This is a genomic window from Mycobacterium mantenii, assembly GCF_001667865.1.
GTDB classification, from domain to species: domain Bacteria; phylum Actinomycetota; class Actinomycetes; order Mycobacteriales; family Mycobacteriaceae; genus Mycobacterium; species Mycobacterium mantenii_A.
Map to the genome: position 1 here is coordinate 328,284 of NZ_LZJP01000100.1, position 15,951 is coordinate 344,234.

Here is a 15,951-nt window from a genome sequence, read left to right on the forward strand (position 1 = left end):
TTCCTTCTGTCACAACACGCCGCGGGCGCGCAGGTCGTCAATGTCGTTGGGAGTCAAGCCGAGTAGCTCGCCATAGACCTCGGCGTTGTGTTCGCCGAGGCGGGGCCCGAGCTGGCCGACCGTGCCGGAAGCCGATGAGAAACGCGGAACGGGGGCCTGTACCCTCATCGCCCCGAGCTGCGTGTCGTCGACGGAGATGAACACCTCACGGTGCACCAGCTGCTCGTCGGCGACCAGATCGGCGATGTCATAGACCGGGGCCGCAGCCACCTCATGGGCGTCGAAGACCTCCATCGCTTCCGAAAGCGTCTTGGTGGCAACCCAATCGGCGACCAACTCGTCGACTTCGCGGGCCCGGGCCAGCCGCCGCTGCGGGTCGGAGAAGTCCGCGTCGTCCAGCAAGTCATTGCGGCCGATCGCCCGGAACACCCGCAACGCCAGCGCCGGTGAACTGCCAGACATGGCCAGCCACTTGTCGTCTGCGGTGCGATAGGTGTTGCGGGGCGCGGAGATATCCCACCGGTTGCCGGAGCGCTCGGGCACCAGACCCAACTGGTCATAACCCAGCAGCGTCTGTTCCAGCAGCCGGGCCAGCGGATCGATCAGGTTGACGTCGATCAACTGCCCCGGGCCGCCGTGCACGTCGCGGTGATACAGCGCCATCATCACCGCGTAAGCGGCGTTCAGTGACGCGACACCGTCGGCCAGCATGAACGGCGGCAGCGTGGGAGGACCGCCGGCCTGGCCGGTGATGTGCGCGAATCCGCTCATCGCCTCCCCCAGCGTGCCGAACCCGGGACGCTGACTCTTCGGCCCGCTCAATCCGTAACCGGTGATGTGCAGCATCACGATCCGGTCGTTGACGGCGCGCAGGCTCTCGTAATCCAGGCCCCACTTGCGCAAGGTCTGGGGGCGGGTGTTGAAGATGGCCACGTCGGCATGCTCCGCCAGGCGGCGCACCAGCGCCTGGCCTTCGGCGCAGCGCAGGTCCAGCGTGATCGATCGCTTGTTGCGCGAGATCGACTTCCACATCAATCCGACGCCGTCGCGCTGATTTCCCCAGCCGCGGATCGGATCGCCATGCCTGGGTTCTTCGACCTTGATGACGTCTGCGCCGAACTCGCCCAGGTAGGTCGCCACCAGCGGGGCGGCGGCCAGGGTGGCGAGGTCGAGCACCCGCAGGCCGTCAAGCATTCGCACCGGCGCCCGCCAGGCTGTTCGAAGGCCGTTGCAGCCCAAGGTGTCCCCGCAACGTCGACGATTCGTATTCGGTGCGGAACAGCCCGCGGCGCTGCAGTTCCGGGACCACCATGCGGACGACGTCTTCGAATGCCCCGGGCAGATGCGTTGCGGCCAGGACGAATCCGTCGCAGGCGCCGCTTTCGAACCAGTCCGCCATCTGGTCGGCGACCTGTTCACCGGTTCCGACGAAACGCGGCCCCTGTAGCAGGGTGGCGCGATGATTGGCGAGGTCCCGTAGCGTCACCGTGTCCCCGCCGATATGCGTGCGCAGGTTCTGCACCAGCCCGCGGATGCCGGACACCGAGTCCAGCAGGTCGTCGGTCACCGGGTCGTCGAGATCGTGTTGCGCGAAGTCGTAATTCATCAACTCCGACAGCAGGGTCAGGGATGCCATGGGATGAACCAGATCGTTGAGGAACATGGCTTCGCGCTCCTTGGCGTGGACTTCCGACTCGCCGACGACAGCGTATGCCATGGGGCAGATGCGAACCGCGGCGGGATCGCGGCCGGCGTCGGCGATACGGCCCTTCTGATCGGTGTAGTGGCTGCGCGCGACGTCGATGCCCGGGTCGCCGGTGAAGATCAATTCGGCCCAGCGCGACGCGAATTCGCGCCCGCGACCCGATGATCCGGCCTGGATGATGACCGGGCGACCCTGCGGCGTGCGCGGCACCGTCAGCGGGCCGCGCGCGGAGAAGAACCGGCCGGCGTGCCCCAGCTCGTGCACCTTGCTCGGGTCCGCGTAGTGCCCGGACACCCTGTCGTGCAGGACGGCGTCGTCCTCCCAGGTGTCCCAGAGGCCGGTCACCACATCCATGAATTCGTCGGCGCGGTCGTAGCGTTCGTCGTGGCCGAGGTGTGCGTCGACGCCGAAGTTCTGCGCTTCGCTGTCGTTGACCGAGGTGACCACGTTCCAGGCGGCGCGGCCGCCCGAAAGGTGATCCAGCGACGCGAAGGTTCTCGCGACGTGGAACGGCTGGTAGTAGGTCGTCGAGTAGGTGGCGCCCAGCCCGATCTTCGAGGTGGCCTGCGCCAGTACCCCGAGGATCACGCCGAGGTCCAGCTTGACCGGGCGGGCGCCGTACTGGACGGCGTCGTCCACGGATCCGCCGTAGACCCCCGGCATCGCCAGGCGGTCGTCGAAGAACATCAGGTCGAAGCAGCCCTCTTCGAGCTGACGGCCGATTTTGGCGTAGTAGGACGCTTCGAGGTATCGGTGCTCGGTTGCGGGGTGCCGCCACGAGCCCGCGTAGACCGAGGTGCTGCCGGCCTGCATGAAGGCGACGAGGGCCATTTTGTCGGTGCGCATGGTTGAAACTTAACATCTGATATTTCAGATATCAAACGTTAGATCTGTGGTTTTGGTATCGTCTGCTGGTGGCCGCGATCGACATCTCCGGGACGGTCCGGGAGCGCGCCGCCCGCGAGCTGCGCGATCGGATTCTCACCGGCGCCTTGCCCGCCGGATCACGCGTTGACCTCGATGCCATCACCGAGGAATTCGCCACCAGCCGCACGCCCGTGCGGGAGGCGCTGCTGGAGCTGTCCTTCGAGGGATTGGTCCGAGTCGCCCCGCGCAGCGGTGTGACGGTGATCGGCATCAGCCCCGAAGACGTCCTGGACAGCTTCACCATTCTCGGCGTGCTGACCGGGCAGGCAGCGGCGTGGGCCGCGGCGCGCATCGAGGCGCAAGAGCTCGAGACGCTGCGGGAGCTCGCGGCCGACGTCGTCGCCCGGTCCGGCGACGACAGCATCGGCGAGGCCAACTGGCACTTCCATCAGATGATTCACCGGGCCGCTCACTCGCCCCGGCTGATGAATCAGATCAAGCAGGCCGCCCGGGTTGTGCCGAGCAATTTCCTCACCTTGTTCCCCGAGCACGAGAAGCACTCACTGGACGAACACCAGGAGCTGCTGGACGCCCTCGGCGACAAGGACGCCGAGCGGGCGCGCACGATCGCCGAACGTCACGTGCTGGACGCCGGGCGCTCGCTGGCCGACTGGCTGGAGCAGCGCCGCGACGGTTAGCCGTTGTTCGATCCGCTCAGCCGCCGCCGCCAGCTCCTCCGCCTGCGGCGCCTCCGCCACCCGTGCCCGTTCCGCCAGTGCCGCCGTTGTAATACGGCGCTCGAGGCGCGGCCGGCGGTGGTGAGGGCGGCGGCGGTGCGGGGTTCGACGACGTGGGCGACGGCGGCGCCGCGGGGTCGTTGCTGGCCGATGCGCCTGGGGCGACACCACAGCCGACCGCCAAAGCCAGCGCGGCGCTGCCGCCGAGTATCGCGATTGCCCTCTTGGCCTCGGATCTCATTGAATCTCCCGTTCCATAAGTTCAGCTTGGACTGTGGCCGCGTACCCCTAATTCGGATTCGCAATCGGGAGTGGAGAATTCGACGTGGTCAGGTCAGCGCGGGCAAAACCTTGTCGGTGAACAACTGGACCGACTTCCACGCCTCGTCGACCGGCATGCCGCCGACCAGGGGATGCATGACGAGCGGGCCGTAGTTCTCGGCATCCCGCACCTCGGTGATCAGCTGATCGGGAGTGAGGAAGCGGTATCGTCCCGATGCCCTGACCTGGTCGAGTGTTTCGACACCCGGCAGGTGCATGAGCGAGCGCTGGTCGGTTGACCATCGTCCGTAAGTGACCGCCTCCCAAAGGATGTGATCACCCAGCTCCGCCCATGCCCGATCCGGATCCTCGTGCAGGTAGATCATTCCGCGGTTGATGGGCCCCGGCATCAGGATGAACGGCGACATGCCGGCCTCGGCACACAGCCCGCGGTAGTAATCGGCGATGTCGGGCAGGTGGTCGGCCAGGCTGAGCGGCAGCCGGAACCGGGCCGCGCGGCGCGCTGTGGCCCGCGCGCCACCACCGACATACAGCGGTGGATGCGGTCGCGTCCAGGTCCCGGTGCAGATCCCGTTCTCCGGATCGCCGCCGGACCAGACCGCCAGCATCCGCTCGAGGAGGTTGTCCATCAGCGCGCCCCGCCCACCGAAATCGGCTCCGAGAGCGTCATATTCGACGGTGCGATACCCCAGACCGACCGTGGTGTGCAGGCGGCCGCGACTCATGTTGTCGACGAGCGCGATGTCTTCGGCGAGCCGCACCGGGTTCCACAACGGCCCCAGTGCGCAGTCGACGCTCGCGATCAGCGTCGAGGTCCGGGCCAAGAACATCGCCGCGGCCATGATCGGATTGCAGCTCCACCCGTGCCCGGTCGCGTGATGCTCGTCGACGCTGATGGACGTGATGCCGTGGGACTCCCCCCACTGCCCCAGCTCGAGCGCCGCGGACAGGAGCTTGCCCTGTGTGCGCGGATCGCCTTGGGGCGAGGCAAAATTGAAGCGCAGCACGGTTAACAGCATTTGTGGCCTCGCCTGACTATGCTTCCGGGCCGGCCGCCGACTGCAGGAACGCCGGAAAGTCCGGGAACAGCGCGCGGTCAACGATCTCGATGCGGGTTCCGGCCGCGTCGAGGTAGTAGGCGAACAGCGCGAGTTCGGGCGGTGCGGTGTCGGCGGTTGCTTCGAAGCTGAAGCCGTTGTCTTCCAAGATCTTCGCGCTCTCGGCCAAGTTGTCGGTCCAGTAGCCAAGGTGGTGAATCGCGTTGCCGGGCGCCGCCGTCCAGGCCGTCCCGGGTACCTCCTTGATCAGTTCGACGTGCGGAGCCTGCAGCGAATAGACGAAAGTCGAAGTGACCTCCTGGGTCCCGCTTGTCGTGCGAAACGGCAAGGTGTAGCTCACCGGCGTGATCCACCGGTAACCGGCCAGCGCACTCAGCCGGGCCATCGCTTCGTCGAGGTCAGGCACGATGATGCCGGTGTGATAGAAGTCCTCGGGCCGCAGTGCGAACGCCGTCATGAGTTCCTCGCTATCTGGTCGCGGAGCCAGGCACTTTCCCAGAAATTCGTGCTGTCCGCCAGAAGCTTTTCATGGGCTGCTCGCAGCACGTCGCGAACCCCCGGATGATCCGCCGGAACGAGCTCGGCCAGGTGGATGGCCTGCACCGCGCGACCGGCGCCCAGGTGTGCCCGGGCCCGATCCAGCAGCGCGTCGGCGCCGGCCAGCCCGACCACATCGGCGGCGACGGAATCGAATCCGACCGGGTAAAGCTCGGTGGTCGATTCGTGATGGAACCAGCCCGAATAGTTCTCCCAGACGGCCCGCACATCCCAGGCGACTTTGCCGTAGCCCTCGCCCACTTCGCATTCCGTGGGCAGAGAGATTTCCCGCATCAAGGTGCGGACGTCTTTGCCGGCGTTCATCCCGGCGACGGTCTGGTCGTGGATGTACTCGATGGCGTCGCGCAGCCGGGTCAGCTCTTCATTGATCCGTTCGGCGCCCCTGACCGGCTCGAAGTGACCGGTCACCAGCAGGTCGGCCTGCAGATCGCGCACCCTGTCCACCGATGCGATGGCCGTCAACGCGTCGCGGTACCGATCGCCCCGCATGGTGACGAGATTGGGAACATGTCCGATCAGCGGACCGAAAGTGTTTCCGCACAGACAGATCCGTTCCTCGGGCAGCCAGATCACCAACGAGTCGGTGGTCTCACCGCCGGGCACGGAAATCAGTTCCAGGCGCCGGCCACCGACCTCCAGGCGGAGGGTGTCCTGGAAGTCGAGGTCGACGACGGGCACACTCTGACCGGCCAGCCGCGTCGTACCCAGGCGACGCTGGATGGCTTGGATGCCACTGGCCAGTGTGTCTTTGAAGGCGAATGCGCTGCGGCTGGCCCGGTACGGGATCAGCCGATCGTTGTCGTCTCGCCAGGCCTTCCAGTTCGCTTGCGCGACAACGGTCGTCTCGGGATCGCGCACACTGTCCAGGCCGCCGACGTGATCCACGTGTCCTTGCGTGAAGATGATGTAGCGCACCGGTGACGGGTCGACGGCATCGAAGTTGGCGCGATGCACCGGGCCCTCGAAGCCCATGCCGGTGTTGACGATCACCCGGCCCTCGGTCGTGGTGAGCAGATACGAGTTGGACAAGCCCGGCGAGCACCATAATCCCGGGGCGATCTCCTCGGCCCTCTCGGCGGACGCCGGGCACATCGCATCGGCACCCGGCCTGCTCCGATAGACGGGGTCGGACATCGCTGGTGGCTCCTTTATTCGGGACGGACGTCGAACTTGTCGAAGTAGAAGCCGAACCGGCCGCGCAGTTCATCGGCGGAGATGCCGAAGTGCCGTTGCAGTTCGTAACGGATACGGCCGTGTTTGCCCCGCGGATTGCCCTCCAGGTAGCGCTTGAATTGTTCGCGCACCTTGGGCGGCAAGTCGACGCCGGCGCACCGGTAAAGCCGTTCGAGCACCGGCACCTCGTTGCCGCCCAAGTCGTGGAAGTCGATGTCGATGCTGCGTTCGGCGGGCACCAGGTCGCGGTCGCGTACGCATGCGCTGAGCAGTCGGTATACGCGGTCGCTCCAATAATCCAGCAGCCACTGCGGGTCAATGCTGTTGCGGCGCAACCGATCCGAATAGGCCATCATGGTGATCGCCGACTGAATCACCGCGACTGGGTCGCGGTGGGTGAAGGCCACCGTCGCGTCGGGGAAGGTCGTCATGAGCGGGCCGAGCTGTTCGCAGTGCTGCGGACTCTTGAGCACCCAGGTCCGCGGCCCACGCAGGAAGGTCAGCGCCTGCAGCACCCTCTTCATGTAGGCGTAGTGCCGGCTTTGGTCCAACCCCAGGTAATAGTCGCGCCAGTCCGGCACGCGCGCATGCCATTCCAGCACGTATGAGGCCAGATCGAGGTCGAGCAGCTCCACTTCCTCCTCGATCGCCTCGGGAAACCGGTCGTGCATGGCGGCCACCACGGGCGCGCTCGCCATCAGCGCGTCGTGCTCTGCCTTGGCCCGGGCGTAGCGGGGGTCGACGCCGAAGATGTCGGGGCCCTGCCCGCGCGCGGGGATGGGATCCTGGCTCTCCCAATACGGCAGGGCGCGCCGGCGCGGGTCGGAGGCAATGAGATTCACCAGATGCGTGGTGCCGGAGCGCGGCATTCCGACGACGATGAATGGCTTTTCGATCGGGATCGACTCGATCTCGGGATACCGCCGGACGAGCTCGGTGAGCGACAACCGGTTGCGCAGCAGGCGCACGATCCGCTGCCGCAGCGAACCCCGGGTGAGCTGGCGCAGGCCTTCGTCGGCCTCGATCGCCGCGACGTGTTTCCGCAGGCGCTCGGCGTACCCATCGGTGTCGTCGAGGTCGGCCGCTCCGGCCGGCAGACCGGTCTGCTCGACGGCGTCCGCGAGCATCCGGTCGATGTCGAGGTCGACGGGCCTGGCTTCGGTGAATTCCAGGATCTGGCGCTGCACGTCGGTCAGTTGCGGCGCGGTCAAGTCGTCGAAGTCGATGTCGTCAACCGCAGGACCCACTCCGAACCCCTCTTCGACGCGTCAGGTGATATGACACAGACGCTAGCCGCGGTGGGGAGGCATCGTGCATCCACCTCTCGGTGGGCCGGCGCTACAGGTTGGCCAGATCGTCGGGAACGTCGACCTTGTGTTCCTGCAGCGCCTCCAGGGGCACCACCTCGAGGGTGCTCTCGTGCGTCGCCGCCAACACGACCGGCGCGGCACAGCCGTCGTTGTGAGCGCGCAGCCAGTTCAGCGCGGTCACGCACCAGCGGTCGCCCGGCAGCAGGCCCGGGAACCGGTACTCGGGCACCGGCGTCGACAAGTCGTTACCGATGGAACGCTGGTGCTCCAGGAACTCGGCGGTCATCACCGCGCAGATCGTGTGCCGCCCAAGGTCCTGAGGGCCGGTCGAGCAACAGCCGTCGCGGTAAAAGCCGGTCAGCGGGTCTGAGCCACACGATTCCAGCGGACCGCCTAACACATTTCGATCAGGCACCCGTTCAGTATTGCGCCCCGAGGGGTGAAGTTTGAAGACCTTTGCAGACTGCGTCGTCGGGTTTTTCGCTTACCGCCACCGTCGACCGCCGGTGTGGACGCCGGGACGTCGGACGTGTTAACTCGGTTTGATGTCGACGCCGCCCGACCAACCCGGAAATCCCCCCGGTGAGCCACCCTGGGGTTGGCAGCCGCCCGGTTACGGATCGCAGCCGAACCCGCACACCCCACCACCGCCGCCGGGATATCAGCCCCCGCAGGCCTACCCCGGGTACTCCGGTTATCCGCGGTACCCCGGCTATCCGGGATACGGTGACCCGCAGGCGCCCTACGGCCGCGATCCCGCTACCGGGTTGGCGCTGTCGGACAAGTCCGCCACCACCGCCGGCTTGCTCCAGCTGTTCCTCGGGTTGTTCGGGATCGGCCGCTTCTACATCGACTCGACTCAGATCGCGGTGGCGCAGCTGTGTTTAGGTCTGTTCGGAGTTCTCTTCAGCCTGTTCTGTTTTCTGGGTTTCCCAGTCCTGCTCGGCGGCATCGTCTGGGCCATCGTCGACGCGATCTTGATCTTCACCGGCAGCGTCAAAGACAACCACGGTCGCAAGCTGCGATGAGTCCCCAGCAGTCAGCCGGCGCCGGACGCCCTTGATCGGTTGTCCGACAATGCGTTTGGCGTAGGGCGGGGCCGATTTTAACCTGACCGGCACGCGTGACCGCCGGGCTCGCCGGAGGCCAATGGTCACGGATTGGTCACGATTACCGGCCGGTAACAATTGTTGCCTCGACCTGTTGCGACGCGCTGAGCAAATCCCAGGGAAATCGCCCCGAAAACTTATCGTCACATCGTGGAACGACGTACGGCCCTGAAACTCCCTCTGTTACTGGCGGCAGGGGCCGCAGTTGCCCGGATGCCCCGGGCTTCCGCGGAGGAAGCGGGCCGGTGGTCACCCGAGCGCGCCAACCGGTGGTATCAAGCCCAGGGCTGGCTAGTTGGCGCAAACTACATTCCGGCGAACGCCATCAACCAGCTCGAGATGTTCCAGCCCGACACGTTCGACCCGCGGCGCATCGACACCGAGCTCGGATGGGCCCAGTTCTACGGCCACAACACCGCACGGGTGTTCCTGCACGATCAGCTCTGGGCGGCCGATCAGCGCGGCTTTCAAACGCGCCTTGGGCAATTCGTCGACATTGCGGCGCGTCACCGCATCAAACCGCTGTTCGTCTTCTTCGACTCCTGTTGGGATCCGCAACCCCGCGCGGGACGCCAGCGCGCGCCGAGGCCCGGCGTGCACAACTCGGGCTGGGCGCAGAGCCCGGGCGCCGAACGCCTCGGCGACCCGCGCTACGTCCCGGTGATGCGCGACTACGTCACGGCGGTGATGACCCAATTCCGCAACGACGACCGGGTTTTGGGCTGGGACCTGTGGAACGAGCCGGACAACCCCGCACGCCAATACCGCAACGTCGAACGGAGCGACAAGGAGCAGCTGGTCACCAACCTGCTCCCCCAGGTCTTTCGCTGGGCCCGGGCGGTCGAGCCCAGCCAGCCGCTGACAAGCGGTGTGTGGCAGGGGCATTGGGGACAAGCGCAGGGCCGCAGCGCGATCAGCGACATTCAGCTCGCCAACGCCGACGTGATCACCTTCCACTCCTACGCCGGGCCCTCCGGGTTTGAGAACCGGATCAACGAGCTCACCCCGCTGGGCCGGCCGATCCTGTGCACGGAATACATGGCGCGGCCCCAGGGCAGCACGGTCGAATCGATCCTGCCGGTCGCGAAGCGCCACAACGTCGGCGCCGTCAACTGGGGCCTGGTCGCCGGCAAGACCCAGACCTACTTCCCCTGGGACTCATGGGATCACCCCTACACCTCGGTCCCGAAGGTGTGGTTCCACGACCTGATCCGGCCCGAGGGACGGCCGTTCCAAGACATCGAAGCGCTGACGGTGCGCAAGCTGGCCGGCAGCCAGACCTGAACCTGAAGATCGACAACACCAATCCGCCACAGGCCTTCCGCTAGTAGGGTTGTAGCTGCTCAGAAGGGGGCGGCGATGCTCGTCGGTGTTGGTCGGCTGCTGGCGGTGCCATGACGCTGACCAACCTGAACGAAGCGGAACTGATCGCGTCGGCCGGTGGCGATCCGTGGGCGATCAACCAGAGCCTGCAGGCCGGCAGCCCGTTTCAGGTATCCCAGCTGGCCGAGGCCTTTCATGGCGCGGGCCGGCACACCGCCGAAGCCGACCATGCCTTCGAGGACGCGCGGAAACGCTTCGCCGCGGCCTGGAACCACCAGGATGGTGGCCACCCCATCAACGACTCCGAGGAGGTCCGACGGCTCACCAAATCCCTTGGCGCTCAGTCCGAGCAGTTGCCGAAGATCGGTGCCGAGCTGGAGTCCATCGCTGCCGCCTTGGCCGACGCGCAAAAGCAGGGGGCTCAAGAGATCGCCCTGCTGGACAGTGAGCTGCGCGGGCTCGACAGGCTCATCGGCGCGATAAACCATGACCTGACGCTCGACCTTCCCGCGGCGGAACACGACAAACTGGAGAGACTGAAGAAAGCTGCGCATGTCCAAGCCGTGGACGACGTCCGCGACGCCGTCAAGCAGATGAATTCAATTCGAAACGCCTACGCGGACACGCTGCGAAAGTCGATGAACGCCCTGCACACCGACGGCTACGATCCTCCGAAAGCCGTCGATATGTGGATGGAAAGTCCGCTGAGACCAAATGAGGTGCGGAATTTGGGCCCCATCGCCGGTACCGGCGGTATTCCAGGCATCCCCGGGATCGGCGCGGCGGACTTGGGAGAAGTCGTGGAGGTACCCGGGCAGCCCGGGAAGTACCTCGCCATCTTCGGAGACTCGTTCTCCGGTGACAAGGTTGGCGAGGGCGAACACTATCGATCCGTGGCCGTACCAGTGACCTTCGACGCCGACGGACACCCGCATTTCGGAGCGCCGTTGACGGGGCCAAAAGACAGCGGGACCGAGCTGTTTACCATGCCGGCTGAGGCGGTAAAGGCAGGAATCAGCGACACGCTGCCCGCGGGGACGATCACGCTGGGAGACAAGACATACATGATGGTGACCGGAACCACGGGCAACCTGCAGCCAGCGGCCTCGTGGCTGGTCGAAGTCAACGGTGATCCGGGCAAGGGGTGGACAATGGTGCCTGGTTCATATCGTGCCGCCGGCGACGCGCCCACCCAGGTCAGCGGCTATAAGGGTACGGACGGCAAAGTCTACATCGCCGCTAATTCCTTCGACCGAGGACAAAACGTCACGATGTTCCGCGCCGACCCCGGCCAGGTTATGGATCGTTCCACCTGGCAGCCTTGGACCGGCACCGGTTGGGGCGCCCCCGGAGGAACACCCGTATCGGTAAGCCAAGGACAAAACTTCGGTGAACTCAGCCTCAGGGAAGTCGGCGGGAAGCCGGTGCTCTCGGGCTTCAATTCCAGTACGGGAAACGTCGAAGTCAGAGTCGCGAACGACCCGACGCAACTCTTTACCCGCGGAGTGGAGACCACCGTCGTCAACCACACAGATACACCACAGCCCTACGGCGGCTACATACTGCCGCTGCCAAACCAAACTCTCGACAACCTGCACCTGTTCGTGAGCCAGTGGAACACGACGACTCCGCCCGTAGGTGCGCCATACAACGTGCAAGAGGTCATCGCCAACGTCAACCGACCGTGAAGGAGCGTCACAATGGCTCGCCGCATAGCAATCACAATCGGGGCGATGGCTCTGCTGATCGTCGGATGCCGAACCCAGTCTCACGCTGGCCCGCCGACATTTCCCGATCTGAGCGGCTACACACCAGTCACGGTCTCGGACTACACAATCACCCTTCCCAACCCTGGTCGCCCTCCGCTCAATATGGTGTATTTCCTTACACCCGATGGCATCACCTGCGACTTCGGCAATCCGCCCGCGGCGGGCTGTACAGGCAACAACCTTCCCGGAATAGGGCCCGAGAACAAGAACCCCTATACCTACGTGGGCACCGACACTGGAATTGAACCGGCCACGTCAACGCCCTACGTCAACGCGACGATTCAAGAGCACCAGATCCGAACTCTCCCACCGCTTCACTCCATCACCGTCGACGGCGTTATCTGCGGCGTCGATAACTCAGGGATGACAGCTTGCAAAGACCCGCAGGGACGTGGCTTTGTGCTGTCACCGCACGGCTCCATTTGGCTCCCTCACGTGTGATTGACCGCCCGGTTTGCTCGATGGCTTCATCCTGAGACGTATCATTCGACGACTAGAAGATGTTGTCGGCCAACGCAATACAGGCAACAACTAGCTCGGGCACAGTTTCGTAGCTGCAGTCCTTGAACCGAAAGAAGCGACGACAACGCGGGCACGACCGCGTGCAAAGACGCTCAAAGCCGCGGTTTCATGCTGTCGCCGAAAGGATCTGGGTGGCTACCACACGTGTGATTGCCGCCCGACGGTGGCGGCATCGACACCTGACGGACAGGGCGACCGGAGTCGTGATTCGAAAAAGCTTGTCCTAAATGGGTTTACGACGCCGCGAAGTCACCCACGACGGTCATCTTGTTGCCATCCCACGCGGTCGCGAAGCCACCCGCGTTATACGCGCAGTTCAGAATGATGTCTCGGTGTGGCGGACTTTGCATCCACATGTCGAGGGCTTGACGGGGAGTCGCAGCGGATCCGGTGCCCCAGAACACGATCTCACCCGAATACCTGCTCCTGTAGCCCGCCGCCGTGATACGCGCCTGCGGCGACGAGCCGTCCGAACCGATGTGTCCGTTCACCCCGTTGCGCAGCATGTCGTCGGCGTGCCCCTGGGCCGCTTCGGTCAAACGCGGGTCGTCGCTGATCGGACCGCATCCCGCGCGAAGCTGATTGATGCCGTTGTACACCGCGGTCGCTGCATCGTCTGCGTGCGCGACGAAGCCGGATAGCGCACTGGGTGACGTGATGAGGGCAGTACAGATCGCGAAGACGGCGATGATCTCGACATTTTTGGCCATGATGCCTCTTGGTCGCGCGCTCGCTTTGCTGTTTTCGGTATCTAAATGTTACCCATTTTCAACCAAGAACGATCACAAATCGCAAATCCGTTGCGCGGCAATTAGTGACCGGCGTTGTGGGCGAGATCGATGGCGTACTGACTCACGAAGTTGCCCGCCGGCGGATCACCCTTGCCGCATGTTCCATCGGACTCACCGGGACGCTTGATCCACAAGTACGCGTCGGCGTGCGCGCCCGCCGTGCTGGCGGTCGGTGGAGTGCCCAGTGCTCGGCCGCTTGGGTTGCACCAGTTGAGATCCGAGTCGGGCGCAGGTCCCGCACCGTTGCGCGATGTGTCGATCACGTAGTGCGAACCATTCGTTAGCCCCGAAATCGCCTCGCCGTAACCGATTTCATCTTCGGTGGTGAAGAAGTTCGCGGTGTTTACGCTGAAACCCCGCGCGTGGCCGACGCCGGCCTGGTTGAGCCTGGCGGCCATGTCCTCGGCGCTGTGCCAACGCAGGTGACCCGCGTCGACATAGACGGCCGCGTTCGGGTCGCGGGTCAGCGTGTCGACGGCGTAGCGAATCAGGTCGAAGCGTTCCTGACGCGCATCGCCCGACAGGCAGTCGGCCATGGCAAGCGCATCGGGTTCGACGACGATCGCCACCCGCGAGGTGCCCACACCGGATGCGATCGAGGCGATCCAGGAGCGGTAGTCGTCGGCCGATCCCATGCCGCCCGCGGCGAAGCTGCCACAATCGCGGTGGGGGATTCCATAGATCGCCAGCACCGGGATGGCGCCAGCGGCATTCGCGTCGCCGACGTACTTCCCGACGGTCGCCGCCGACCCGCCCGGGACGATCCAGTACGCCTGCGGGGTGTTGGCGATGGCGGTCAGCTCGGCGCTCGGCGGATCGGAGCTCTGCGCGGCGCGCATGGCTGCCGACGTCGGGTTGACGTAGAACGGCGCTCCGGCCAACGGATCGCCGTCGGCGACCAACCGCACCGACGGGCCGGGGCGGACCTGTACCGGGTCGGCCACGTGACCCATGCCGGCCACGGCTGCGACCGTGAGGAAGGGGGCGATCCACCGCGCGGCCGCACCTGCAGCTGAGAAGTTCACCCCAGGGAAATTAGTGGCTCCCAAGCATCGAGCGCCAATCGGACGACGGCCCGAGCGACGGCGATGCGCTTACATCGAGCTGCGCCCGGCAGGACCTCCGCCGAGAAGACCGGCCGCAAAGGCCGCGCCCTTGTCGATCATTGCCACATTGGTCGAATACGTGTCGTGTGCGGCGAAATTCATCCCGTCGGAGCAGATCGGGTCCTCGGCCGCGCACACCTGGATGGTCTTGGCCTGATAGAGCGGGCCGATGGCGACCGGCGGCTCGCCGAAAAAGTTCATCGCCTTCTCGCTGGGCAGTGCGAAGAGCACGACCGAGGAGACGTGGTTGGCGACCGCCGGATCCAGCGGTTTGGGTACGGCCGCCGGATCGATCCCATTCGGGACGACAGGCGAGGTGACGAAGCCCATCACGGCCGCACCTTGCGAATACCCGCCGAGCACCATCTTGGTGTTGGGACAGTCGCGCGCCATCGAAACGACGTGTGCGCCCGCGTCTCTGACGCCGGCCTCGCCCGCGCTCGTCCAGTCATGGGTGGCGGGGTAATTGACCGGATACACGTCGAAGGACTTTCCACCGACGCGCGAGTGGAGAGAGTCGACGAATGCCTGTCCGGTCGGCCCGAGGCCCGGTGGATCGTCGGTGCCGCGGGCGAACACCACCTGGACGTCCGGGCACGGCTCGGCGCCAGCGGATGGGATGGCGGACACGGGGACGGAGGCGCCGACGCACGACACCGCGAGCACCGCAGGAGCAAGGAGACGAGGGGTCTGACGTGCGATCATGCCGCTGGGTGCCCAGAACCGCGATTTTTAAACCGCGACTTTTCGGCCGATGCCGAGTTGGGCACCATCGCGCACTGCGCGCCGGGGATTCCGCGCAGAGTACGCGCATGCAAATGTTAGCCAGCTTCCAACAAATCTGAGACAGCTCACGTTCCGTGCGGCCTTGGCGGTGACGGAGGGTTGAGCCACTGCCGCCGGTAGGCGTGGCGCCGGCGCAAAGGGATGAACGCCGCGAACTGACTGCAAGCTGACGCTAGTCCGTCTTTTGGAAGGGGCCCTTTGTCACTTCTATAGCAACGCTGGCGAAGTTAGGATCTCCTGCAAGGAGATCTGCGATGGTCAGCACAGCTAATCGTTTGGCCCTCATCGTCCCGGCCATCTTCGCGCCACTCGTCGGCGCGACCTGGGTTTCGCCGGCGGTGGGCAGAGCAGCCGAATGTGGCGACGGGACCGTCTATGACGCGCCATCGGATACGTGCGTCGTTCTCGCACAGGCGCCCCCTCCGGCGGCCCCGCCACCTCCGCCAGCGGGTTTGCCACCGCCCGGAAGTTCGCGGTGGTGTGCTGGCGCAGGAGTGCGCTGCGCCACTGGAGGCATTCTTCGCCCGCCAGCGATTGGGGTGACGGGCCTTCGGTTGGGTAAGCTGCTCGGCGGTGGCGTGTCCGAGCGGCCTAAGGAGCACGCCTCGAAAGCGTGTGACGGCTAAAACCGTCCGAGGGTTCAAATCCCTCCGCCACCGCCAAAACAGTTGCACCCTCTCAAGTAGAGAGGGGATCGTCGCCCGCGGCGTTCATTCGAACTGCGCAAGTGGCCCGTCTGCTTAGCGCAGCCGCCTGCCTCCGGTCGCAGGCTTCAGATGCCGGCGCAAAGGGATGAACGCCGCGAACTGACTGCAAGCTGACGCTAGTCCGTCTTTTGGAAGGGGCCCATTGTAG

The 15,951-nt window shown here is 65.4% G+C and carries 15 protein-coding genes, 1 tRNA gene and 1 pseudogene; 7 read left to right on the forward strand and 10 right to left on the reverse strand.

From position 1 onward, the window contains the following. Positions 1-9: 9 nt before the first annotated feature. Both A5688_RS19075 and A5688_RS19080 read right to left on the reverse strand, forming a co-directional pair. The gene (locus tag A5688_RS19075; RefSeq protein WP_067834380.1) at positions 10-1,194 is read right to left on the reverse strand and encodes a CaiB/BaiF CoA transferase family protein; all 1,185 of its coding nucleotides are present in this window, start codon (positions 1,192-1,194) and stop codon (positions 10-12) included. Beyond that, entirely contained in the window at positions 1,187-2,551 is a 1,365-nt protein-coding gene (locus A5688_RS19080) for an LLM class flavin-dependent oxidoreductase (protein WP_067910270.1), read from the reverse strand. The genes A5688_RS19075 and A5688_RS19080 overlap by 8 nt, the downstream gene beginning before the upstream one ends. Before the next feature lie 68 nt (positions 2,552-2,619). On the opposite strand from A5688_RS19080, the gene A5688_RS19085 reads away from it, so the two are divergent. Further along, positions 2,620-3,270 carry a GntR family transcriptional regulator gene (locus tag A5688_RS19085; protein WP_067834385.1) on the forward strand — a complete coding sequence of 217 codons (651 nt, stop codon included), beginning with the start codon at positions 2,620-2,622 and terminating at the stop codon, positions 3,268-3,270. 368 nt (positions 3,271-3,638) lie between these two features. Here A5688_RS19085 and A5688_RS19090 read toward each other — a convergent pair whose 3' ends face one another. From A5688_RS19090 to A5688_RS19110, 5 genes are all read right to left on the reverse strand, one after another. After that, positions 3,639-4,610, reverse strand: coding sequence for an LLM class flavin-dependent oxidoreductase (locus A5688_RS19090; RefSeq protein WP_067908052.1), 972 nt, complete (start codon positions 4,608-4,610; stop codon positions 3,639-3,641). 16 nt (positions 4,611-4,626) lie between these two features. Continuing rightward, positions 4,627-5,106 (reverse strand): VOC family protein, encoded by a 480-nt coding sequence (locus A5688_RS19095; RefSeq protein ID WP_067836262.1) that lies wholly within the window; start codon positions 5,104-5,106, stop codon positions 4,627-4,629. Continuing rightward, entirely contained in the window at positions 5,103-6,341 is a 1,239-nt protein-coding gene (locus A5688_RS19100) for an MBL fold metallo-hydrolase (RefSeq protein ID WP_067908055.1), read from the reverse strand. The genes A5688_RS19095 and A5688_RS19100 overlap by 4 nt, the downstream gene beginning before the upstream one ends. A 14-nt stretch (positions 6,342-6,355) precedes the next feature. Then, positions 6,356-7,627 carry a sulfotransferase family protein gene (locus tag A5688_RS19105; protein WP_067908058.1) on the reverse strand — a complete coding sequence of 424 codons (1,272 nt, stop codon included), beginning with the start codon at positions 7,625-7,627 and terminating at the stop codon, positions 6,356-6,358. A 91-nt stretch (positions 7,628-7,718) separates the two neighbouring features. Then, positions 7,719-8,105 carry a DUF2237 family protein gene (locus A5688_RS19110; protein ID WP_067836271.1) on the reverse strand — a complete coding sequence of 129 codons (387 nt, stop codon included), beginning with the start codon at positions 8,103-8,105 and terminating at the stop codon, positions 7,719-7,721. A 130-nt stretch (positions 8,106-8,235) separates the two neighbouring features. Between A5688_RS19110 and A5688_RS19115 the strand changes: the two genes are divergently transcribed. The 4 genes from A5688_RS19115 (at position 8,236) to A5688_RS26990 (ending at position 12,332) form a co-directional block, all read left to right on the forward strand. Then, entirely contained in the window at positions 8,236-8,718 is a 483-nt protein-coding gene (locus A5688_RS19115) for an NINE protein (protein ID WP_067908061.1), read from the forward strand. A 231-nt stretch (positions 8,719-8,949) separates the two neighbouring features. Further along, positions 8,950-10,083, forward strand: a complete 1,134-nt coding sequence (locus tag A5688_RS19120; protein ID WP_067908065.1) for a cellulase family glycosylhydrolase — start codon at positions 8,950-8,952, stop codon at positions 10,081-10,083. 110 nt (positions 10,084-10,193) lie between these two features. Beyond that, the gene (locus A5688_RS19125) at positions 10,194-11,810 is read left to right on the forward strand and encodes a DUF4185 domain-containing protein (protein WP_067836280.1); all 1,617 of its coding nucleotides are present in this window, start codon (positions 10,194-10,196) and stop codon (positions 11,808-11,810) included. A 108-nt stretch (positions 11,811-11,918) separates the two neighbouring features. Continuing rightward, positions 11,919-12,332 (forward strand): hypothetical protein, encoded by a 414-nt coding sequence (locus A5688_RS26990; RefSeq protein WP_207546707.1) that lies wholly within the window; start codon positions 11,919-11,921, stop codon positions 12,330-12,332. Positions 12,333-12,646: 314 nt separating this feature from the next. Here A5688_RS26990 and A5688_RS19130 read toward each other — a convergent pair whose 3' ends face one another. The 3 genes from A5688_RS19130 to A5688_RS19140 form a co-directional block, all read right to left on the reverse strand. Next, on the reverse strand, positions 12,647-13,123 hold the full coding sequence (locus tag A5688_RS19130) for a CAP domain-containing protein (RefSeq protein ID WP_165607485.1): 477 nt from the start codon (positions 13,121-13,123) through the stop codon (positions 12,647-12,649). Between the two features lie 101 nt (positions 13,124-13,224). Further along, on the reverse strand, positions 13,225-14,229 hold the full coding sequence (locus tag A5688_RS19135) for a glycoside hydrolase family 6 protein (RefSeq protein ID WP_067908068.1): 1,005 nt from the start codon (positions 14,227-14,229) through the stop codon (positions 13,225-13,227). Between the two features lie 69 nt (positions 14,230-14,298). Next, on the reverse strand, positions 14,299-15,015 hold the full coding sequence (locus A5688_RS19140) for a cutinase family protein (RefSeq protein WP_067908071.1): 717 nt from the start codon (positions 15,013-15,015) through the stop codon (positions 14,299-14,301). 525 nt (positions 15,016-15,540) lie between these two features. Here A5688_RS19140 and A5688_RS26995 point away from each other — a divergent pair. Beyond that, positions 15,541-15,639: pseudogene (locus A5688_RS26995) on the forward strand (nucleoside deaminase); the annotation flags it as partial. Positions 15,640-15,668: 29 nt separating this feature from the next. Continuing rightward, a tRNA-Ser gene (locus tag A5688_RS19145) sits at positions 15,669-15,758 on the forward strand. Positions 15,759-15,951: the final 193 nt, after the last annotated feature.